Annotated in this window: 17 protein-coding genes; 7 read left to right on the top strand and 10 right to left on the bottom strand. The window is 59.7% G+C overall.

All coding sequences use genetic code 11. From position 1 onward, the window contains the following. Positions 1–12 precede the first annotated feature (12 nt). The 3 genes from V6943_RS07425 to V6943_RS07415 are packed head-to-tail and all read left to right on the top strand — an operon-like array spanning position 13 to position 3,649. Complete coding sequence (locus V6943_RS07425; protein ID WP_340553080.1) at positions 13–2,016, top strand: ATP-binding protein; 2,004 nt, start codon at positions 13–15, stop codon at positions 2,014–2,016. A gap of 21 nt (positions 2,017–2,037) precedes the next feature. Beyond that, a complete protein-coding gene (locus tag V6943_RS07420) occupies positions 2,038–2,628 on the top strand; it encodes a cob(I)yrinic acid a,c-diamide adenosyltransferase (RefSeq protein WP_340553079.1) in 591 nt (196 codons plus the stop codon). Further along, the gene (locus V6943_RS07415; RefSeq protein WP_340553078.1) at positions 2,621–3,649 is read left to right on the top strand and encodes an ion transporter; all 1,029 of its coding nucleotides are present in this window, start codon (positions 2,621–2,623) and stop codon (positions 3,647–3,649) included. Before V6943_RS07420 ends, V6943_RS07415 begins: the two co-directional genes overlap by 8 nt. On the opposite strand, the gene V6943_RS07410 is transcribed toward V6943_RS07415, so the two are convergent. The 7 genes from V6943_RS07410 to secA form a co-directional block, all read right to left on the bottom strand. Next, a complete protein-coding gene (locus tag V6943_RS07410) occupies positions 3,646–4,419 on the bottom strand; it encodes an alpha/beta hydrolase family protein (RefSeq protein ID WP_181102016.1) in 774 nt (257 codons plus the stop codon). The two genes, V6943_RS07415 and V6943_RS07410, sit on opposite strands and share 4 nt — an antisense overlap. Continuing rightward, positions 4,406–5,530, bottom strand: coding sequence for a DUF3182 family protein (locus tag V6943_RS07405; protein WP_340553077.1), 1,125 nt, complete (start codon positions 5,528–5,530; stop codon positions 4,406–4,408). The genes V6943_RS07410 and V6943_RS07405 overlap by 14 nt, the downstream gene beginning before the upstream one ends. 250 nt (positions 5,531–5,780) lie before the next feature. After that, positions 5,781–7,346, bottom strand: coding sequence for an alkyl hydroperoxide reductase subunit F (gene ahpF, locus V6943_RS07400; protein WP_340553076.1), 1,566 nt, complete (start codon positions 7,344–7,346; stop codon positions 5,781–5,783). Between the two features lie 133 nt (positions 7,347–7,479). Next, positions 7,480–8,043 carry an alkyl hydroperoxide reductase subunit C gene (gene ahpC, locus V6943_RS07395; protein ID WP_131651008.1) on the bottom strand — a complete coding sequence of 188 codons (564 nt, stop codon included), beginning with the start codon at positions 8,041–8,043 and terminating at the stop codon, positions 7,480–7,482. Positions 8,044–8,246: 203 nt separating this feature from the next. Beyond that, positions 8,247–9,188, bottom strand: coding sequence for a Nudix family hydrolase (locus tag V6943_RS07390; RefSeq protein WP_131651007.1), 942 nt, complete (start codon positions 9,186–9,188; stop codon positions 8,247–8,249). A gap of 99 nt (positions 9,189–9,287) precedes the next feature. Continuing rightward, positions 9,288–10,505, bottom strand: a complete 1,218-nt coding sequence (gene argJ, locus V6943_RS07385) for a bifunctional glutamate N-acetyltransferase/amino-acid acetyltransferase ArgJ (RefSeq protein WP_340553075.1) — start codon at positions 10,503–10,505, stop codon at positions 9,288–9,290. Positions 10,506–10,615: 110 nt separating this feature from the next. Continuing rightward, a complete protein-coding gene (gene secA / locus V6943_RS07380; RefSeq protein WP_340553074.1) occupies positions 10,616–13,354 on the bottom strand; it encodes a preprotein translocase subunit SecA in 2,739 nt (912 codons plus the stop codon). 315 nt (positions 13,355–13,669) lie between these two features. Between secA and V6943_RS07375 the strand changes: the two genes are divergently transcribed. From V6943_RS07375 to V6943_RS07360, 4 genes are all read left to right on the top strand, one after another. Next, complete coding sequence (locus tag V6943_RS07375; RefSeq protein ID WP_131651259.1) at positions 13,670–14,131, top strand: DciA family protein; 462 nt, start codon at positions 13,670–13,672, stop codon at positions 14,129–14,131. A gap of 115 nt (positions 14,132–14,246) precedes the next feature. Then, entirely contained in the window at positions 14,247–14,711 is a 465-nt protein-coding gene (locus V6943_RS07370) for a multidrug transporter (RefSeq protein ID WP_340553073.1), read from the top strand. Positions 14,712–14,803: 92 nt separating this feature from the next. Beyond that, entirely contained in the window at positions 14,804–15,064 is a 261-nt protein-coding gene (locus V6943_RS07365; protein WP_131651003.1) for a YebG family protein, read from the top strand. Between the two features lie 125 nt (positions 15,065–15,189). Next, a complete protein-coding gene (locus V6943_RS07360; protein WP_131651002.1) occupies positions 15,190–15,459 on the top strand; it encodes a DUF3509 domain-containing protein in 270 nt (89 codons plus the stop codon). Between the two features lie 149 nt (positions 15,460–15,608). Here the strand turns inward: V6943_RS07360 and V6943_RS07355 are convergent, their stop codons facing one another. The 3 genes from V6943_RS07355 to V6943_RS07345 all read right to left on the bottom strand — a co-directional run bounded on the left by V6943_RS07355 (position 15,609) and on the right by V6943_RS07345 (position 21,843). Next, positions 15,609–18,230 carry a LuxR C-terminal-related transcriptional regulator gene (locus tag V6943_RS07355; RefSeq protein WP_340553072.1) on the bottom strand — a complete coding sequence of 874 codons (2,622 nt, stop codon included), beginning with the start codon at positions 18,228–18,230 and terminating at the stop codon, positions 15,609–15,611. A gap of 274 nt (positions 18,231–18,504) precedes the next feature. Continuing rightward, entirely contained in the window at positions 18,505–19,866 is a 1,362-nt protein-coding gene (locus V6943_RS07350; protein WP_340553071.1) for a DUF1329 domain-containing protein, read from the bottom strand. Positions 19,867–19,974: 108 nt separating this feature from the next. After that, on the bottom strand, positions 19,975–21,843 hold the full coding sequence (locus V6943_RS07345; protein WP_340553070.1) for a DUF1302 domain-containing protein: 1,869 nt from the start codon (positions 21,841–21,843) through the stop codon (positions 19,975–19,977). Positions 21,844–22,328 lie beyond the last annotated feature (485 nt).

Here is a 22,328-nt window from a genome sequence, read left to right as displayed (position 1 = left end):
TCAGTGCCTGCCATGACTCTGCGCCAGCACCTTGAAAATCTCCCGGTCGGCCGCAAACTGCTGATCGCCCTGCTCGTACTGCTTGCCGCAGTGCTGCTGGTATCGAATCTCGTCTTCATCAGCGCGGCCTACTGGATCTCCCGCCAGAGTGTTGCGCCGCAGGCCATGCATACCCTTGGGGCGCTGTTCTCTACGCCCGAGTTGAGCAACCGCGCCCTGGCATCCGAAGCAGCCGCCGACGGGCTCCTGCGGAAGCTGAACGATTATGCCCCGCTGCGCGCAGCAGCGATCTACGACAGCGAGGGCCAGAGCCTGGCACAGCTGTATCACGGCGATTCGCTGGGCCTGCCGCAGCAGGTAAGCGAGCTACCCGCATGGCAAAAGACTGAGATGCGCGCCAATTTACTGGTGGAACTACCACAAGCCGAAGGGCCTCCGGGCCACCTGCTGATCGTGGCCAGTAGCGAATTGCCAGGGGCCTTCTACACCGGCACCCTGACTGCCAGCGTCGCCATCCTTCTGACCAGCCTACTGCTCTGGATACTGGTCGCCCGGCAGATCCGGCAGATGATCACCCGCCCGATCCATGACCTCGAGGCCCTGTCCCGCCAGGTCACACGCGAAGAAAACTACTCGCTTCGCGCGACGCCGAGGAACCGCGACGAAATCGGACATCTGGCCGATGCCTTCAACACCATGCTGTCGCGCATGGAGGCACGGGAACAACAGCTCAAGCGTGCGCGCGACGACGCTCAGGAAGCGTTCGACCATGCCCAGGGACTGGCCGAGGAAACCCGCCACACCAACCGCAAGCTGGAGCTGGAAGTACAGGTTCGCAGCAAGATCGAGAAGAAGCTCACCGGCTTTCAGAACTACCTGAACAGCATCATCGACTCGATGCCATCGGTGCTCATCGCTCTGGACGAGCAGCTCTACGTGACCCAATGGAACCAGCAGGCCAGCGAACTCTCCGGCACCTCCATCGACGACGCGCTGAACCAACCCGTGTTCATCGCCTTCGAGCCGCTAAGACCCTTCCTGACTCAGATTCGCCGAGCTTCCGAACGGCATCAGGTGGAAAAGATCGAGCGCGTCACCTGGACCTTCAACGACGAGCCCCGACATTACGCGCTGACGCTCTATCCCCTGATGGGCGGCGGTGGCGTGGTCATTCGCATCGACGACATCACAGAACGCATCAATATGGAAGAGATCATGGTGCAATCGGAAAAGATGCTTTCAGTGGGCGGTCTCGCCGCAGGCATGGCGCATGAGATCAACAACCCCCTCGGGGCGATCCTGCACAACGCACAGAACATCCGTCGGCGGCTGTCACCGGACCTGGAGCGAAACCGCGAAGCAGCCGACGACACCGGCGTTCGGCTGGAAGCGGTGAATCAATACCTGCAACGGCGAGAAATCCCGCAGCTGCTCGACGGCATCCAGCAGGCCGGCTCGCGCGCGGCCAAGATCGTCAGCCACATGCTGAGCTTCAGCCGCATGAGCAACCGCCAACTGGCCGAATGCCAACTGCCCGTACTGATCGATCAGGCGCTGGAGATCGCCGGTAACGACTTCGCGCTGATGGAGGGGTTCGACTTTCGCTCGCTGGAGATCATCCGCGACTTCGATCCGCAAGTGGACCGAGTCCCCTGCATCGGCAACGAGCTGGAACAGGTACTGCTGAATCTTCTGAAAAACGCGGCCCAGGCCATCCACCAGAAACCGGAGCGAGGCCGTGGACAGATCACATTGCGGACGCGTCTGAACCCGCCATGGGCTGAAATTCATGTGGAAGACAACGGCGGTGGCATTCCCGAACACATCCGCAAGCGAATCTTCGAGCCCTTTTTCACCACCAAAGAGGTGGGTCAGGGAACCGGGTTGGGTCTTTCCGTTTCGTATTTCATCATCACCAACAATCACAAGGGCCAGATGGAAGTGCAAAGCAAGCCGGACCAGGGAACGACCTTCACCCTGCGCCTGCCGCTACCATCCACGTCCGACGCCAACTGAAGCACCACCAGGAACCTACAGATGGGCAATCGACTGTCAAAGATCTATACCCGCACCGGCGATGCCGGAGAAACCGGCCTGGCAGATGGCCGCCGCGTCCCCAAGGACCACCCGCGGGTCGAAGCCATGGGCGAAATCGATACGCTCAACAGCCAACTGGGCCTGTTGCTTGCCGAACTTGCCGAAGCGCAGACGCGCTGGCCAGATCTGGCTGAGCTGATCGAAGTATTGGCCCCCTGCCAGCATCGCCTATTCGACTTGGGCGGCGAACTGGCGATGCCGGACTATCAAGCGCTGACTCCTACCGAGGTAGCGCGCCTGGAGGCAGCGATCGACCGCTGGAATGCGGAGCTCGGACCGCTCGAAGACTTCATCATGCCTGGCGGCACCCGGCTGATCGCGCTCGCGCATCTATGCCGCAGCATGGCCCGCACCAGCGAAAGGCGCTGCCAGCAGCTCAATGCCATCGAGCCGTTGCGCCCGGTCGGACTGGCTTATCTGAATCGCCTGTCGGACCTGTTCTTCGTCGTGGCTCGCCTGATCGCGCGTCGCCAAGGCTGTGCCGAAATTCTCTGGCAACCCGCCAGCGTACCTGCCAGCACCGATGCCTGAGCCAGCCGCAGGCCAGCGCGAACGCTTGCACGACGGGCTGCACGCCGCGTGGGAAGCGTTCATCGTCCTGCTGGTGTGCATCAATCTCGGGCTGATCCTGTTCGACAGTCTGTTCATGGTGCAGCCGATCAACCAGGCCTTCGCCGGATGGTTGCCCGAGCTGCATCGGCGCTACGACACGCTGATCCACCGCAACTTCCAGCTGATCGATCTCGGCTTCGTCGCGGTATTCATTTTCGACGTGCTGCTTGGCTGGACCATTGCGCTGTTCGAACGGCGCTATGCACGCTGGTATTACTACCCATTCGCTCACTGGTATGACGTACTCGGCTGCATCCCTCTGAGCGGTTTCCGCTGGCTGCGCGTACTGCGGGTCGGCAGCTTGCTGATCCGTCTGCAACGGTTGGGCCTTATCGACATGCGCCGGTGGCCGGTCTACGGACTGGTCCACCGCTATTACCTGCTGCTGCTGGAAGAGCTGTCCGATCGCGTCATGGTTCGGCTGTTCAGCCGTATGCAGCAAGAGATTGGTGCCAGCGACGACCTTTCCCGACGGCTGCTGCAGGAGGTGGTAAGACCGCGCAAGGAGCGGCTGCTCGACGATCTATCTCGTCGCCTGAACGCCATGCTGGAGAACGGCTATCGGGACAACCGCGGCGCCATCGAAGGCTATGTCGACGGATTGATCCACCAGGCGCTGGCGAATAACCCGGAGGTCATTCGCCTGCGTCGCCTGCCGCTTGGCGACCGGGTCGTCGATACCCTGGACGATGCGCTCGCCGATATCGCGGCACGGCTTCTCCAAGGCGCGGTAGACGGGCTGCGGGGCGCGCAATTCCAGCGCCTGGCTCGCAGCCTGGCTGACGAATGCTTCGAGGCCTGGGTGTATCAGGACGAAAACACCGATCTAGCGCTGGAGGAATTGCTGGTCGATGTCATCGAAGTGCTCAAGCAGCAGGTGCTCGACCGGCGCTGGAGCCGCTTCGTCGGCCCTATCGAGCCGCCGACGCCGCCGGGCTAGCCCAACCGCGCGGCGGCTGCACCGTGCTGCTGGCCGACACGTCCACCAACGACCATCTCGGTGGCCCATTTGACGAGAATATCGGTGTAGGCCTGCTGGCAATTCTCATGGGACAGACCATGATCGGCCCCAAGGATGATGCGGTGAGTCAGAGAATGGGTCTGATGGAATGCCGCCCGGTAACTCATGATCGTGCTGTGCGGGACCAGATGATCGTGCTCGGACTCGACGATCAATACATCGCCACGAAACTCGGCACAGGCCGCCAACGCCCGATTCTCCTCGGGAGCGACCCGCCGACCACGCAGCTCATTGAGCAGATCGCGACTCAACTGGCGCTTGGGTATCGCCCAGTCATCATCCCTGTACAACGCCGGCACGCGCATCGCCAGCCATTTGACCGGACGCAAGGAAGTAAGCAGCGCAGCCAGATAGCCGCCGTAACTGGTGCCGACCACGGCGATCGCGGAAGGATCGATGTTCGGATGCTGTACCAAGAGATCGTAGGCCGCCATCAGATCACGCAGATTCTGCTCACGCGTGACAGTCTGCTGTTGCGCCAGCGTTTGGGCATGGCCGCGCAGATCGAACGACAGACAGATGCAGCCCAGACCAGCAATACCGCGAGCGCGGGTCAGGTCGCGCTCTTGGCTACCGCCCCAGCCATGCACGAAGAGCACACCCGGCAATTTCGTCGGAGGCGACAGAAAGGTGCCGGCAATGTGCTCGTCATCTACGAGGATATCCACGCTTTCACTATGGGTTGCCATGAGCCTCCACCACTGCGTATTTGGTTATGAAGCCGACCTCGGCGTCCTCGCCGCGAAACAGCACCGTTGCGCCTTCGGGCACGGTTGATTCACCGTAGACTTCAACCGATGACGCACGCACGACCGGCCCGCTCTCGCCTCGGATAAACGCCTCCAGCGCCGCAACCTCGGCACTGCTGGCACCGCCAATGCGCCAGGATTGCTCCAGCACACCGGAGCAGGCGCGCCCTCTGCCATCGACGCCCTGAGCGATATCGTAGTTGCGCCGAGAAGCATAGAAATTGCGAAAGCAGGCCGAGGCGGCAGCGTCGTAGATTTGAGCCTGGGAGATGGCCAGACGGATCTTTTCGGGCAGATTCAGGTTTAGCAGGGCATCGAAATCGCCTTCAACGACCAACAGATCCGAGCCACCGTAGACCGCTACACCCGTGTTGTCCTGAGTCAGCCGCTGGGTACCGTAGTAACTCAGTACCCTCCCCGCTGCGCGAGTTTGCCCGACGCTGAAAGTCGTCACGTCATCCAGGTGCGTTTCGAGTACCAGCCCGTACTGGCTGAGTTCGGTTTCGTCGATATTTTCCAGGGCATGGTCGAGCTCCTGCTCGGTCGTCACCCGCTCCTGCCCTCGCCCACCGGTGGCACGCACCGGTTTGATGCGCAGCGCGCCTTCGTTAAGCAATCGCCGTCCGGCCTCTCGCGCATCGTGTAGGGAAAAAACGCTGTAACCGGGCAGAACGCCGCCCGTGACGCGCCGGGTGAAACCTCGCGACCAGCCCAACGGCGAGTCGGCATCCGGCCGTACCAGCGGATGCGTGATGGCCTTGGTTTCGATGAATGCATGCGGTACGACCCCGCCGAACAGATCCTGCTCGCTCTCAAGCCCCAGCTCACGTGCCTGCTCGGTGCCGATCACGGTGCCGGAGGGAACGAAGTAAAGCTGATGTGGATAACTGGTGCTGCGGTCGTAGTCGCCGAGAAAGACGAAGCCCTGCAACTCAGCCAGGCGTTTGGCGAGCTGCTCGTGCACGACTCTTTCGTGTTGAGGTTCACTGGATCGATTGGCAAGCGTTACAACAGCGCCTCGGACGTCTTGCGGCGTATCCGCTTTTTTCATAGATGGATTCGCTCCATGGACGACTGGTACATGTGCGACGAAGCGGTCCATTGCCGCATCTTTCGCTCGTTTCCACCCGACCGACGCGGATCCGGTGTAATGAAATAGACCCCGGAACGCCGCTATCTATCCTTCGCGGCCAGCCCTCAGCCCTCAGCCCTCAGCCCTCAGCCCTCAGCGTAGCGATCCCCAAAAAACGAAAAGGGGGAGCAGACCGAAATCTACTCCCCCTTTTTCGTGCCCGTCAGGCTCAGTCTTCGACGGAGCTGCGGATCAGGTGGTCGAAGGCACTCAGCGAAGCCTTGGCGCCTTCGCCGACGGCGATGACGATCTGCTTGTACGGCACCGTGGTGACGTCGCCCGCCGCGAAAATGCCCGGCAGCGAGGTCTCACCCCGCGCATCGACGATGATCTCGCCGCGCGAAGTCAGTTCGACGGTGCCCTTCAGCCAATCGGAGTTCGGCAGCAGGCCGATCTGCACGAAGATGCCTTCCAGTTCCAGGTTGTGGAACTCGCTGGAGTTGCGGTCCTTGTAGATCAGTCCGGTGACCTTCTGGCCGTCGCCGATGACCTCACTGGTCAGCGCGCTGGTGATCACGGTGACGTTGGGCAGGCTGTGCAGCTTCTTCTGCAGCACGGCGTCGGCACGCAACTGGCTGTCGAACTCGATCAGCGTGACTTGAGCGACGATGCCGGCCAGGTCGATGGCCGCTTCCACGCCCGAGTTGCCGCCACCGATCACCGCTACGCGCTTGCCCTTGAACAGCGGGCCGTCGCAGTGCGGGCAGTATGCGACGCCACGGCCGCGGTATTGCTGCTCGCCGGGTACGTTCATTTCACGCCAGCGCGCACCAGTGGCGAGGATCAGTGTCTTGGCCTTGAGCGAGCCGCCGTTTTCCAGCTTGATCTCGTGCAAGCCGCCTTCGGCCGAGGCCGGAACCAATGCCGCAGCGCGCTGCAGGTTCATGATGTCCACGTCGTATTCGCGCACGTGGTTTTCCAGCGCACGGGCCAGCTTCGGGCCTTCGGTCTCGTTGACCGAGATGAAGTTTTCGATGGCCATGGTGTCCAGCACCTGACCGCCGAAACGCTCGGCCGCCACGCCGGTACGGATGCCCTTACGCGCAGCATAGATAGCTGCCGCGGCGCCAGCCGGCCCACCACCCACAACCAGTACGTCGAAGGCCTCCTTGGCGCTGAGCTTCTCGGCATCACGCGCCGAGGCGCCGGTGTCGAGCTTGGCGAGGATTTCTTCTTCGCCCATGCGGCCTTGGCCGAACAGTTCACCGTTGAGGTAGATGCTCGGTACGGACATGATCTGCCGGGCTTCGACTTCGTCCTGGAACAGCGCGCCGTCGATGGCGACGTGGCGGATGTTCGGGTTGAGCACGGCCATCAGGTTCAGCGCCTGGACCACATCGGGGCAGTTCTGGCAGGACAACGAGAAGTAGGTCTCGAAGCTGTAGTCGCCTTCGATGTTCTTGATCTGCTCGATGACTTCCGGTGCGGTCTTCGACGGATGGCCGCCGACCTGCAGCAGGGCGAGCACCAGAGAGGTGAACTCGTGGCCCATCGGGATGCCGGCGAAACGCAGGCTGATGTTGCCACCGATGCGGTTGAGTGCGAACGACGGGCGACGAGCATCATCACCATCGGTGCGCAGGGTGATCTGGTCGCTCAGGCTGGCGATGTCTTCCAGCAGGGCGAGCATTTCTTGGGACTTCTCACCGTCATCGAGGGACGCGACGATCTCGAACGGCTGAGTGACCTTTTCCAGATAGGCTTTCAACTGGGTCTTGAGATTGGTGTCCAGCATGAGCGGCGGTACCCCGTAGTCCGAATATGAAAATGCAGAAAATAAAACGCCTGGATAAACCGCATCCAGGCGTTGGGCTAGAGAGGCTGGGTTACAGCCCCTATAGCATGCAAGGCATTCGAGCGAATGAACCTTAGATCTTGCCGACCAGATCCAGCGAAGGAGCCAGAGTCTTCTCGCCTTCTTTCCACTTGGCAGGGCAGACTTCGCCCGGATGCGCGGCGGTGTACTGGGCAGCTTTCAGCTTGCGCAGGGTTTCGGATACGTCGCGAGCGATTTCGTTGGAATGGATTTCCACGGTCTTGATCACGCCTTCCGGGTTGATCAGGAAAGTGCCACGCAGAGCCAGACCTTCTTCAGCGATATGTACGCCGAAAGCGTTGGTCAGTTGATGAGTCGGGTCACCGATCAGCGGGAACTGCGCCTTGCCTACTGCCGGGGAAGTCTCGTGCCAGACTTTGTGCGAGAAGTGGGTATCGGTGGTAACGATGTACACCTCGGTACCAGCCTTCTGGAATTCGGCGTAGCTGTTGGCAGCGTCTTCGATCTCAGTCGGGCAGTTGAAGGTGAAAGCTGCCGGCATGAAGATCAGCACCGACCACTTGCCCTTCAGGGACTCTTCGGTGACTTCGATGAACTTGCCATTGTGGAAAGCGTTGACTTTGAACGGCTGAACTTGGGTGTTGATCAGAGACATCTGCTAACTCCTTTTGGGATTCAGAAATTTAACGGGGCCTACGATAACGCAGCTGACCGCATACGGTTAATTGATTGAGAAAATAGCAGCGATAAACTTTAACTATCGCAACCATCTCTTCTATTGCGACGGCATCGGATACGACCACGGCATTGACCGGCAATTCGGATCAGGCCTGTCGATGCGTGTGATCGCGCCAGTTATCAATGCGGCCAGAACGCCCGGATCGCTGCGACGCCTTGGCCGCCCACTCGCAGGGCCTGCGCCAGATCGGCGGGACCGAGCCCGCCCAACAGATAAGCGGGCTGGCTGAAGCCTACCAGCAATTCAGCGGCGCGTGGCCAACCCAAAGGCTGTGCCCCAGGATGAGTGGCGGTCCGCAGTACCGGTGAGAGCGTGACGAAGTCGACTCCCATCGCCATGGCCAAGTCCAGCTCAGCGGCATCATGACACGAGGCTGCGAGCCATTGCCGGAGCGGGAGCGGCCTGCCCTGTCCGGCATGATCACGCAGCTGTTCAGCCGTCAGATGCCAGCCGGCCACGGGAAATTCGTCCGCCCATTCCAGCGGTCCCTTCAGCATCAACTGCGCCCGCCCGGAACACATCGCTATGATCTCGGCCGCCAACGCTCGGTAAGCGACGTGGGACAGGGATGGCGCTCGAAACTGGATTAGCCGGATGCCCGCATCCAGTGCCCGAGCAACGCCGTCCAGCAACTGTTGAGGAGACAGGCCATCAGGCGTAATCAGGTACTGATCGGGCAGACGCACCGCCGTAATGATCGGCCGGTTCGCCGCCGGAAAACGGTAGTTCGGCAAGTCCGCAGGCTTCACCCAGGCCAGCGGTTGGCCCTCGGCGCCATGCGGCTCACCCAAGAAGGCCAGCACCTCCCAGACGTCCAGCAGAACCTGCTTGTCAGGATAATCATGGCGCACCTGAATCAGCGGACGAGTTTCGGTGACGGCGATGTTCAGCTCTTCCTGCAGCTCTCGCGCCAGCGCGGCCTCGACGGTTTCGCCGGCTTCGACCTTACCGCCTGGGAACTCCCAGAGCCCGCCCTGATGTTTGTCGAGCGGGCGCTTGGCGATCAGAACGAGGCCGTCAGGGGAGCGGATCACCGCGGCGGCGACATGGATTCGGTTCATGGCTAATTCATTAGCTGGAAGGTGGAAAGAAGTGTCGGGGCAGTCCGCACGGCCTGCCGCGCTCTGTCTTCAAGCTTCCAGCTTAAGGCTTCAACTGCTTTACGTTCGATATTCGGCATTGATCCGCACGTACTCATGCGACAGATCGGTGGTCCAGATGGTCTCGCTGCAGCTACCGCGGCCCAGCTCGATACGAATCTCGATCTCCTCCTCGGCCATCACCGCAGCGCCCTGCTCTTCCGTGTAGCTCGGCGATCTGCCGCCTTTGCTGGCGATACAGACCGCGCCGAGATGAACATCGATCTTGCTGACATCCAACTCCGGCACGCCGGCACGGCCAACCGCCGCGAGGATGCGACCCCAGTTCGGATCGGAGGCGAACAGTGCGGTCTTGATCAGCGGCGAGTGGGCAACGGCATAGCCGACATCCAGGCACTCCTGATGGTTCTTGCCGCCGTTGACTGTCACCGTGACGAACTTGGTGGCGCCTTCGCCGTCGCGCACGATGGATTGCGCAACGTCCATGCTCACCTCGAACACGGCCTGCTTGAGCTTGGCAAACAGCTCGCCGCTGGCTTCGGTGATTTCCGGCAACGCCGCCTTTCCGGTCGCTACCAACATGCAGCAGTCGTTGGTCGAGGTATCGCCATCGATGGTGATGCGGTTGAAGGACTTGTTAGCCGCATCGCGTAGCAGGTCCTGCAATACGGCCTGGCTGACCTTCGCATCGGTAGCGATGTAGCCGAGCATGGTGGCCATATTCGGGCGGATCATGCCGGCGCCTTTGGATATGCCGGTAACGGTAACGGTAACGCCCTGGTGCTCGAACTGACGGCTGGCACCCTTGGGCAGGGTGTCGGTGGTCATGATGCCGGTTGCCGCTTCGGCCCAGCGATTTTCGTCCAGGTCAGCCAAGGCGGCGGGCAATGCCGCTTCGATTTTCTCGACGGGAAGCGGCTCACCGATCACACCGGTGGAGAATGGCAGGATGGCCGTTTCATCGACGCCGGCCAGTTTGGCGAGGCTGGCGCAGCTACGAATCGCTGCCTGCATGCCCGGCCCACCGGTGCCAGCATTGGCGTTCCCGGTATTGGTGAGCAGGTAGCGGACCGCTCCCTGTGCACGTTGCTTGGCCAGGATGACCGGCGCGGCACAGAAGGCGTTGAGTGTGAACACGCCAGCAATGGTCGAACCTTCCGCACAGCGCATCACCACTACATCTTTACGCCCGGGCCGTTTGATACCGGCCGAAGCGATGCCGAGTTCGAACCCCGGTACCGGGTGCAATGTAGGTAAAGGACCAAGACCGACAGCCATTGATGCACTCCTCAGGACGAATAGATGGCCTTCGGCCACCGCGAAGCAGGGATAAAAACGCCGCGAGCGGCTAAGCCGGTCGCGGCGCGGGTCATAACGGATGGTTCAGGTTATTGGACCTGCCCGTGACAATGCTTGTATTTCTTGCCGGAGCCGCAGGGGCACGGCTCGTTGCGTCCGATCTTCGGCTCAACTCGCACCGGAGCGACAGCAGCGGCCGCGCCTTCCGCAGCTTCCGGCTCTTCATCGGACTGCTCCAGCGCCGAGACCTCGGCATGTTGGAACTGCATGCGCTGCGCCAGTTCCTCGGCCTCGCGACGCAGGCGCTGCTCTTCCTCGGCAGGATCCTCGCGGCGGACCTGGACGTGGGAAAGGACGCGAATGCTGTCGCGCTTGATCGATTCGAGCAGCTCCTGGAACAGCGTGAACGACTCACGCTTGTATTCCTGCTTCGGGTTCTTCTGGGCGTAACCGCGCAGATGGATACCGTGACGCAGATGATCCATGGTCGACAAATGATCTTTCCACAGATCATCAAGCACACGCAGGACGATTTGCTTCTCGAAGGATCGCAGCGCCTCTGCGCCAGCCATTTCTTCCTTCTCGTTGTAGGCGTCGATCAGGGCCTGCAGGATGCGCTCGCGCAGGGTTTCCTCGTAGAGCTTCTCGTCTTCGTCAAGCCACTGCTGAACCGGCAAACGAACACCAAAATCGCTGTACAGCACCGCTTCTAGGCCGGTGATATCCCACTGCTCTGGCAGCGACTGCGGCGGAATGTGCTGGCTGATAGCGGAATCGAGCGCTTCACGTCGGAACTCGGCGATGGTCTCGCCGATTTCATCGGCCGCAAGCAGACTGTTGCGCATGTGATAGATGACTTTGCGCTGCTCGTTGGCAACGTCGTCGTACTCCAGCAGCTGCTTGCGCATGTCGAAGTTTCGACCTTCGACCTTGCGCTGCGCTTTCTCGATGGCGTTGGTAACCATGCGATGCTCGATGGCCTCGCCGGATTCCATGCCCAGCGCCTTCATGAAATTCTTGACGCGATCCGAGGCGAAGATGCGCATCAGGCTGTCTTCAAGGGACAGATAAAAACGGCTGGAACCGGCATCGCCCTGACGACCGGCACGACCGCGCAATTGGTTGTCGATACGACGCGATTCGTGACGTTCGGAAGCGATCACATGCAAACCACCGGCTTCAAGAACCGCCTGATGGCGTTTCTGCCAGTCGGCCTTCAACTGCGCAATCTGCTCTTCTGTGGGGTTCTCCAGCGCAGCGACTTCAACCTCCCAGTTGCCGCCGAGAAGAATGTCGGTACCGCGACCGGCCATGTTGGTGGCGATGGTCACCGCGCCCGGGCGACCGGCCTGCGCAATGATCTCGGCTTCCTTGTCGTGGTGCTTGGCGTTGAGCACCTTGTGCTCGATGCCTTCCTTTTCCAGCAGCCGCGACACGTACTCGGAACTCTCGATCGTCGCCGTACCGACCAGAACCGGGCGGCCGTTGTTCTGGCAATCCTTAATGTCGGTGATGATCGCAGCGAACTTCTCTTCCTGGGTCAGATAGACCAGGTCGTTGTAGTCCTTGCGCGCGAGCGGCTTGTTGGTCGGAATGACCATGACCGGCAGGCTGTAGATCTGCATGAACTCGAAGGCTTCGGTATCGGCGGTGCCGGTCATACCGGAAAGCTTGCTGTACAGACGGAAGTAATTCTGGAAGGTCGTGGAGGCCAGGGTCTGGCTCTCCGGCTGGATCGGCAGGTTTTCCTTCGCCTCGATGGCTTGGTGCAGACCTTCGGAAAGACGGCGACCCGGCATGGTACGACCGGTGTGCTCGTCGATCAGCAGAACCTGGTTGTTCTGCACGATGTATTCGACGTTGCGATGGAACAGTTTGTGCGCGCGCAGACTGGAATAGACATGTGTCAGCAATCCCAGATTGTGTGCGGAATAAAGACTTTCGCCTTCGGCCAGTAGCCCGGCGCGGGTGAGCATCTCCTCGACGAACTGGTGGCCCTGCTCGTTCAGCTCGACCTGGCGGGTCTTTTCATCGATGGAAAAGTGGCCCTCTTGAGTGACGACACCCTCTTCTTCCTCGATGTGCTGCGTGAGCAGCGGAATCAGCTGGTTGATCTGCTGATAAAGCTTGGAGCTGTCCTCGGCTTGACCGGAAATGATCAGCGGCGTCCGCGCTTCGTCAATGAGGATCGAGTCCACCTCGTCGATCACCGCGAAGTTGAGTTCGCGCTGGTTCTTGTCCGCAAGGCTGAACGCCATGTTGTCGCGCAGGTAATCGAAGCCAAACTCGTTGTTGGTGCCGTAGGTAATGTCGGCGGCATAGGCGGCACGCTTTTCTTCCGGTGGCTGGAATGGCGTGACGATGCCTACGGAGAGACCGAGGAACTCGTATAGCGGACGCATCCAGTTGGCGTCGCGGCGCGCCAGGTAGTCGTTCACCGTGACCACGTGAACGCCCTTCCCAGCGAGCGCGTTGAGGTAGACCGCGAGCGTTGCCACCAGGGTCTTGCCTTCACCGGTGCGCATCTCGGCGATCTTGCCCTCATGCAGGGTCATGCCACCGATCAGCTGTACATCGAAGTGACGCATGCCCATCACGCGCTTGCCGGCTTCGCGGCAGACCGCGAAGGCTTCGGGGAGAATCTGGTCGAGGGTCTCGCCTTGGCCGAGGCGGGCCTTGAACTCTTCGGTCTTGCTTCGCAATTGCTCGTCAGATAGAGACAGCATCTGCTCTTCGAGCGCATTGACGGCTTGTACCGCCTTGAGCATGCGCTTGACCTCACGGTCATTCTTGCTACCAAAGAGCTTCTTCATTAAAGGCGCAAACATATCGACAAGGACTTCCATGCTGGGGATGGAGGCACGGCCGCAGGGCCACCACGGCTGCGTGCAAAGGGGGCATTCTACTCGGAAACGTCCGAGAGGAAAGGTGCCTTACTGCGCAGCCAAGGCAGCCAAGCATGCGGTAAGTTGCCGACCGCACGGTCACGTCCGAAGCCGCAAGGGCTATCTGCCAGCACATGCGGCCCAACTACAGATGGGCCAGTTGCCTATCTACGTTCACCGCCTCGATCGGCCGACCCGGCGATATCCGAGGCTTCTGCTAAGATAGCCCGCTCATCCTTTCCAGTTCGAGCCTTGACCATGTCGCTGCGTCCCCTGCCGGCCCGTGCACCCGTTGCGCTGCTACGCGAGGCGAAGCCGCTGAAAGCCTTGTTCGGCGAGGCAAGACGGCTCGACCACCTGCAGCGGCTGGTCGAAAGCCAGTTGCAGCCCGCAGCGCGAGAGTATTGCCGTGTGGCCTCGTGGCGTGAGGGCACTCTTCTCCTCATCGTCACCGACGGCCATTGGGCGACGCGTCTGCGCTATCAACAACGCCGCTTGCAACGGCAACTGCAAGGCATGAACGAATTCACCGGGCTGAACCGGATCCAGTTCAAAGTCCAACCTCCCGAGGCGCCCCGATATAAACCCGGGCCGGCACCGGAACTGTCGGCAAGCGCGGCGGACAACATCCAGCAAACCGCGCAGGGCATTACAGATCCGAGACTCAAGGCCGCGCTTGAGCGACTCGCCAGCCATGCCCAACCGGCCAAAGACGACTGACCAGCGCGTACCTGCGCATGACGCGGTCGCAACCCAACCTAGTCAGCGTTAGCATGTTCGCGGACTCAATCGAAATCGAGGTATTGATGCCTGCCCACTCGAAAGGCGACCGATCGTGCTGATCGGCGCCCTGTTGATCGCCACCTGGGTGATCCTGCTGATTCGCTATCCCGTTCGAGCGATTCCAATCTCACTGGGAGCATTATTCGGGGTGGGCCTGGTTGCCGCGTGGGTGATCTGGCAGGAACAACGTGAAGAACGCCTGCTTGCTCAGCTCGAACTACGGTTGGAATACGCACCCGCGACCTGTCCGGCGGCACAGCCGCTGCGTATCACGATCGACAACCATAGTCCGCAGCCATTGCGAAGCCTGCGTTGGGAGATCGGCGCCTATCCGCCCGGCTCCAGCCTAGATTTGGTGACATCGAACTACGACGCGCCTCAATACCGCGGGCCGGGTGACCTGCAACCCGGCCAACGCTGGGAATTCTGCTTCCCCTTGCCGCCGCTGCGCGCCGGCTATCGCGGCAGTAGCCTGGAGTTTCGGGCCGAGCGGCTTCAAGGGCACTTCGATCATTGAGATGGCCATAGGACACACAAGCGCTTTTCATTCGTCGCCGGGCGGCATATGCTGTATAAAAAACCAGTAACTCAATTTAGCCGAGGTGGTTGATGGCCGTCGAAGTGGTGTACCGCAGCAGCCGGGACCTGGAGCGTTTATTCATGGATAAAGCCGAAGCCGATCGTCACGACAAAATGCTTGAGCTGGCCGAAGCCCTCGCTGCAGCGTTGCAGAAGGCCTCTCCATCCCTGAGCGAACAGCAGGCCGATGACATAGGCATCTTCATGGCCCGGCATCGAGACCTGTTTGCCAAGGCTTTCAAGAACAATCCAGAAGTACTTACTGAGCTGCCAGCCACGACCGAAGAGTGATGGCGCCCCCCTCATCGCACCCGTCCGGTGCTACGTATCGCCACAGGGAAACACGCCCAACGGGCGAAACTTGTCATTCGATCCGCCGGTCCATTGCGTGCAGTCATCCAAACCAGGTAACCGGCATGGACAGTCCATTCAAAAAAATCAGCGATGTGTTTCAGCCCCACTACAACGTCAATTTCAGCATCGAAAAACCTGACGGCAGTATTCTGCTGACGCTGACTGACGCAGCTGGCGTGGCGGTCAAACGATTCATTAGCACCAGCCAATGGCGGGACCAGCAGCAGCTCGAACGCTTGATCACCAGCCTGCAGTTCAGCTTGGCGATCGAACGTGGTGAACACGCCAGCCTCTATCGGCTGGCCAAGCATTCAACCTCAGCCACTCAATAATCGACGCCTGACGCCTGCAGTAGCTGCTACCCCCGCGCTGTTCTTCCGACAAAAATAAAAAGACTTCTGGTTCTGCCGACGCGATGTTTTGGCGCCGCGCGCCGCACCGCTGCGCCCGTCTCGGTCGCTTTCGCCTTCATCCGAACCGATCAGAGCCAAGCCAAAGCCTTGGCGCGAGCTACAGCCTGCGTACGCCTGGCGACGCCCAGCTTGGTATTGATACGACGAGCATGGGTTTTGACGGTGTGAAGCGAAATAAAGAGTTGTTCGGCAATTTCCTGATTCGAACATCCCTGAGCGATAAGGCGCAGTACCGTGAGCTCACGATTGCTCAGAACCACCTCCTCGTTTGACGCAACAGCCTCGTCAGGCTCACGCTCGAACTGCAGAAGCCGATCTCGCAGACTTTCACCTTTATTGACTGGCAAAATTCTGGCGAGCCATTGTGGTTGACGATGCTGCAATTCGTACAGCGGCTTGATCAAGTGCTGCCTGGCCGCCTCCCCAAGGGCTTTGCGCAGCTCCACTTCCGCCTCTTCATGCCGACCATCCAGCTGCAGCGCTTCGGCCAACGTGAACCGGCACTCACAGGCCAGACCTAATCGCTGCGAACGCAGATTCTGCTCGATCAGCTCGCGCAGCGTGTCGATGGCCAGCGAGCAACGTCCCGACAGCAGATCGATCACGGCAAGATAGCGCTGCACCCGTGGCAGCAACTCGTAAAACCCCGACGGGGCCAGATAGCTGTGTCCTTTGTAAAGCTCCAGCACCTGCATGAAAACAGCCCTGGCTTTTTTCAATTGCTCCTGATGAAGCCAGGTCAGACCCGTTATCAATAGCAGGATGCCGCGGAATCGCGCCTCCGGCACATGCCGCCACTGCGCCAGCCGCTCAGCTTCACGCAACCAATGGTACGCCGTCGGAAATTCCTGCTTGCGAGCCGCCAGCTCCGCCAGCCCGGCGTAGCCAAAGAAAACGTAGGAATCTCCGCAGGTTTCAGTCTCGATTCGCCCCTGCTGATAAGCTTCCCGCGCCAGCTCGTCGAGCCCCTGATACGCCAACAGATGGCCCTGCAGCAACTTTAGGCGACCAATGATGGGGCTGTGCCTGACGTTGTCGCGCAGCACCAGCAGCGACTCGTCCAGCACACCTACCGCGCGCTCGAACTCCCCAGTCAGCTCCAGCAGCTGAATTCGGTCGACGTTGAGCATCGCTTCATACAACACGCTGCCCTTGAGCCGAGCCAGCTTCATTCCTTCGCTGTTGTAGTGCTGCGCAAGCTCGAGCTGGCTTTCAGCCATTGCGTGCTGAGATAACGCCTGATAACAGAGTACTCGCTGCGCCCAGGCATGATCTGACAAAACCTCAAGCGCCTGGAGGCAATAACTCCTGGCCTCCGGCTCCCCTCGCAGTCGCGCAAGAAAGCCACGTAGCGCTTGCCATTGGGCCAGCAGTTGCGCCTGGCGACGGGCGTCGGGCTGGGGAAAGAACTTCGCCAGATCGGCAAGACAATTATCTACCTCATCGAGCCGGGCGGAGATGATCAGTGCCCAGCCATGCAGCACGATCAGTCGAGTAGTGCTGTTGAACAAATCCTGCGGCAGCTCGCTGCGCCATTTCAGAAAATGCGAGACGTTGTCGCCGATCAGTAATTGCTCCTGTCCGTAACGCTGCAAGAAATTGGCGGCGACCTCGGGCTGCCCCGCCCAAAGCGCATGTTCCACTGCCTCACGCATCTCGCCGCGGTTGGCGAACCACTGGCACGCACGCAAATGGACCTGAGTCGGTGAAACGGTCTCCGGCATCCGTCGTAGCATCGATGCAAAGGGGCGCCACAGACGAAACCACTCACCGCAATTGTCGATCTGCCGAATGAACAGCTGGAAGGTCTTCAGCACATCCAGAATGTCGCTACCGCTTCCGTCGAGCACATGTTCGCAAAGCTGCGGTGAAAAACGTGGCATTTGCGCCAGCGCGAACAGTGCCCGGCAAACGTCTTCGCTCTGCCCTTCGAGCACTTCTCGCTGAACGTAATCTCTCAGCAATGGCGTTCCCGCTACCAGTCGCTCGCGCACCGCCTGCTCATCTGCATTCAGCAGCAACAGGCTGACGCCGGCCAACCAACCTTCGCTACCGGCCAACAATCTCTTGAAGGTGTCGTCAGCCAACTCCAGACGGTGTGCTTCGAGCAACTGCCTGAGCTCGCCGGCAGTGAGCGCCAACGCCTCGGCTTCCAGTTCGAACAGGTCACCCTGCAGCAAAAGCCGGGGCAATTTCCACGCTGGTTGCCGGCGGCTACTCACCCACCAACTGACGGACTCGGGACCTCTTTCCAGAAGCAGGTCAAGGCAGGCATCGAACTGTACGGCGGCCTCACGCGGATAGTCATCGAGCATGATCCAGAGCGGTCGCGGAAAGTCATTCAACAGATCGACGAGATCCTGCTGCACGTCTCCGCTCGGTGCCGAGGGGATACCGAGGACCCGACTCAGTTGAGCATGCAGCGCCTCGACGGAGAACGGCCGCCCGCCAAGATCAAGCCATACGAGATGCGTGTCAGCAGGCATTCGCCGAGCACACTCGTTCATCAACACGCTTTTGCCGAAACCCGCTGGTGCGCAGATCAAACGCAGGCGGCAATGGGCTTCGAGCAGTGCCTCTACCAGCCGCGGTCTGGAAATATGAATGGGGGGTAAACGCGGAATAGTCGCAACTTGAACCTGCGCGGCGGCCTCTGTGCTAAGTGCACCAGGGTTGAAGCGTACGGACATGGCGAGGTTTCTCTTATTCGTGTCAGTCCATTGAAAACGCGATGAGCGCAGCCAAAGACCCTGCTCCGAGGGCCTACAACCTTGAACCGTATCGTTGCGCTTTTGCGGTAATAACCTGCACGATCCCGCTGCTTTTGTCGACTCGAGCAAAGTGCTCAGCCTGCTCTGCGCGATATCCGGCCTCACTACTGGCTAAAAAGTATCATCCTCCGCTTCGCAAGAAAAAAAAAGGCGGCCAAACGGCCGCCTTATTCACTACGTGGATTTCAATCGATCAGCGCACCCCGGCATTACGCAGAGCGGCGGGTGTGAAGTCCCGAGCCGACGCCTTGTAGCCGAACTCATGCGCTTTCTCTTCGTTGCTCATGCCGATCGCGATATAGCGACCCGAGATGATGTCGTAGAGCGCTTCGAAGGCGAAGGTTGGAACCTGATGCTGATAGTACTGCACCATATGCCCCTCACCGACGCGCCACAGCTGGCCGCGACCGTCATAGAGTTCGGATTGCACGATGGTCCAGCTATCCTCGTCGACGAAGAAACGGCGCTTGGCGTAGATGTTGCGCTCGCCATCCTTGAGGTTGGCTTCGATCTCCCAGACACGATGCAACTCGTAACGAGCTAGATCCTGGTTGACGTGACCGGCCTTGAGGATGTCGCTGTACTTCACATCGCTGGAGTTGATTTCGAAGCTGTTATACGGGATATACAGCTCCTTCTTGCCGATCAATTTCCAGTCGTAGCGATCAGGCGCGCCGCTGAACATGTCGAAGTTGTCCGTGGTACGCATACCGTCGGACGCGGTGCCCGGACCGTCGTAGGCAACCTGCGGAGCGCGACGGACGCGACGCTGACCGGCGTTGTAGATCCAGGCCTGACGCGGCTCTTTCACCTGATTAAGCGAGTCGTGCACTAGCAACACATTACCGGCGAGGCGTGATGGCGCCGTTACCCGCTGCTTGAAGAACAGCAGCGCATTCTTGGCGCGCTCCGGATCCAGATCCGTCATGTCGCTCGGGAACGCCACTTCATCCTCGAAGTGCACCAGGGTGTAGCTGCCGTTCGTTTGCGGGGTGGCCTGGACGATATTGCGGCGTACGTTACCCCCACGGTAACGGGTGATGTGGTTCCAGACGACTTCCAGACCACTCTTCGGAATCGGGAAGGCGTAGTAGCGACTGTCGGCGAAATTGTCGACCCCGTTACCCCCGCCAACCAGTTCGGTATTCAATGCGCTTTTCTTGGCCGCTTCGTAAATGGCGTCAGGCACGGCAGCGCTGCGATGCGTCGGGAATACGCGAATCTTGTAGGTTTCCGGATAACGCTTGAACATCGCCTGCTGACCTGCGGTCAGCTTGTCCTTGTACTGCTCGACGTTCTGCGCGGTGATGACGAACTCGGGTTTTTCGTCCTTGAAGGGGTTGGTCAGGTGGCCGTTAACCAACGGAGCGGCATCAGTAGGCAGACCGCCAGTCCACGCAGGGATGGTCCCGTCGGCGTTACCGGCTTTTTCGGCACCGAGCGGAGTCAATGAATTGCCGAGCTTCGCGGCTTCCTCGGGAGATACAGCGGCCATGACGCTGCTTGCGAGCAGCGAGAGGGCCAAGACACTGAATAGTTTTCTTGTTGTTTTCATACGCTTCCAGTTCCTCTTGATCTTGTTTTGGCCGGAGGCCTTGCATGAAGCTAGTCGCGCGGCAGAGCCTTTGCAGGCTCCGCTCGGCGACTTTTGAAGCGGCCTCCTTTAGAAGTTCACACCCACGCTCAGTGCGAGGAAATCACGGTCGGTCAGCATGTTGAAGTCGCCACCGAAGAAGTCGGTGTACGAAAGGCTGGCGGTGTAGGTGTTCTGGTATACCGCGTCTACGCCAACACTGACGGCCTTGGAGCCTTCGTTGAACAAGCCGTTCGGGCCGTAACCATCGACGTCATGGGAGAAGGACAGGTTCGGCGTCAGGTTAACGCCGGCGAATACGTTGCTGTAGTCGGCGAGGGCGCGCAGACGGTAGCCCCAGGAGTTGGCGGTTACGAAGCCGTGACTACCATTGGCAGCCAGCGCAAGCGCGTCGGTGGTGGTACCAAAAATCGCATCACGTCCGTAACGTACCTCGCTGGTGCTCTCGAGGCCGCCGACATGGGCATATCCAATTTCACCAACAACGGTTACACGACCAGCACCTAGCACCTGATCAAAAAAGTGTGTAAAGGTTGTTTGGAGTTGAGTGATTTCTTTGCGGTTGTAACCACGGTTCTCCAAACCTGCTCGCGCTGGATCGGTCAGGTTCAGCGTTACGTCAGTAGTATTGATCTGAATGGGTGCATTCGGGCGATAGCTGATTTCACCCGACCAGGCGGTACCTGTAGGGAGAGTAGTCGAGAAGCTCATGCCGTAGAGGCGGATATCTTCAGGATAGTCGAGGAAGTACTGCCCGTTGCCCAACAGGATGGCACCACCGATTGCCTCGCCCGCCTGAGCGCCCACCTGGGCAGCGAGTGCAGCAGCCTGGGCTGGCGGAAGTCCGGCGGCGATAGCTTGAGCGAAGGCGGCGTCACCAGCGACACCACCGGCGACACCACCGACCGTCTGCGATGTGCCGAATGTCGCCATACCCGCCGTCTGGGAACTCAAGATCGGCGTACGGCTATGGTAGTTCATGAAGTAAAAACCATATTCAGTGGCATCTCCGAGCCAACGCAGCGCGAGGCCGAACTGCCCTGAATCCCGTGCGTCACGGTCGCCACCGCGAGGAATCATTACCCCCTCGCTCGTGTAGGTTACGCCATTCGCACCTGCGTATGCCCCTAGAGGGCTATTCAGCGCACCTGCCAGTGCCGCGGGCCCTACATGATAGTTGCTATCACAGCCATCAGCCGCTACGTCCGCTCCAGAGAAGAAGGTTCCGCAGTTATCGATGATGGTCTGGTCCCACTCCAACTGATAAAACGCCTCCATGCTCAGGCGATCACTCAGACTTTGGGACAGATACAGCATATTGACTGGAATCAGACCTTCCTTGATTTCTGCACCAGGGCGGCGGAAGGCGGCGGCGTCGAGCGGATTGATGGAGTTGATCGAGTTACCGATGAAGGTACTTTCACCCCAGCTCACGACCTGCCTACCGACACGCACCGTGCCAGGCAGGTCGCCTAAGTAATAGTTGTGGTAGAGGAAAGCATCGAGAATCTGGGCACCAGATGACTGCGCAGCCTCTTTACGGTTGCTGTCGCTAATATCCTTGAACAGACGATCTTCATCCTTCAGTTCAAAGTCATACCAGTACTTGCCACGAATGAATGCGCCACTGTCGCGATAGCGCAGTTCGAGGTCATGAATGCCTTTAAAGATTTTCGAGAAGGTCTCGCCCTTTTTGAAGTTCAGACGGCCATCGTCACCAGTCTGAGTAAAGCCGGTACCGCCATTGGCTGCACCTACGAGATCCATATCGGGATCATCCATTGCCCAACTAGCCCCAACGGACATTGCCGAGTCGAATTGCCCCTCGATTTCCCCGATATTGAAACTAACGGCATAAGCCGGTGCGGCAGTTCCCAGCGCAACGGCGAGAGCCAATGCCTTGGGCTGGAAGATTCCTTGCCTTGTTGTTTTTGTCATGAGGCGCTCCTGGTTGGTTCGAAGTAGGCTCACCCTAACCACACGGCAGCGGAGGGTTAAGCGCACTAAGGTTTGATTTGTTTTGTAATCCTAAAGTATGAACGGCCTTCCCGTTACTGGCTTGCAACGGAGCATCACCCTATCGGAAATGCCGCCCCCAGCGAAGCTATCGAAGAGCTTAGCCGCAAGGCAAATTGGTGCAAGCCCCGAAATAGAGCAGCTGCGACGCCGTTTGCGGAAAATCTGCAGAACTATGCTCAATCAACCCCAGGCGACTTGAACCGAAGCGCCCGTAATCGGCATCGCAACTCACAGGCTGTAAGGAAGGCAAAACGCTATCGGCGAGTCGGAGCGTTACCCAAGCACAGCGCCCTGGGGCGAAACGAAACAACTGAAAGGTCGAAAGCCGCTGATAGGGCATTCGCGCCGGTCTACAGGGAGAAGCCGAGCAAACGCTAGTCGCTCGGCGCGAAGGGATAGCCCAA

The sequence above is a fragment of the Pseudomonas sp. CBC3 genome, from assembly GCF_037967085.1.
GTDB lineage: Bacteria > Pseudomonadota > Gammaproteobacteria > Pseudomonadales > Pseudomonadaceae > Stutzerimonas.
The sequence above is the reverse complement of the archived record's forward strand: the minus strand, read 5'-3'. Positions and strand labels throughout refer to the sequence as shown.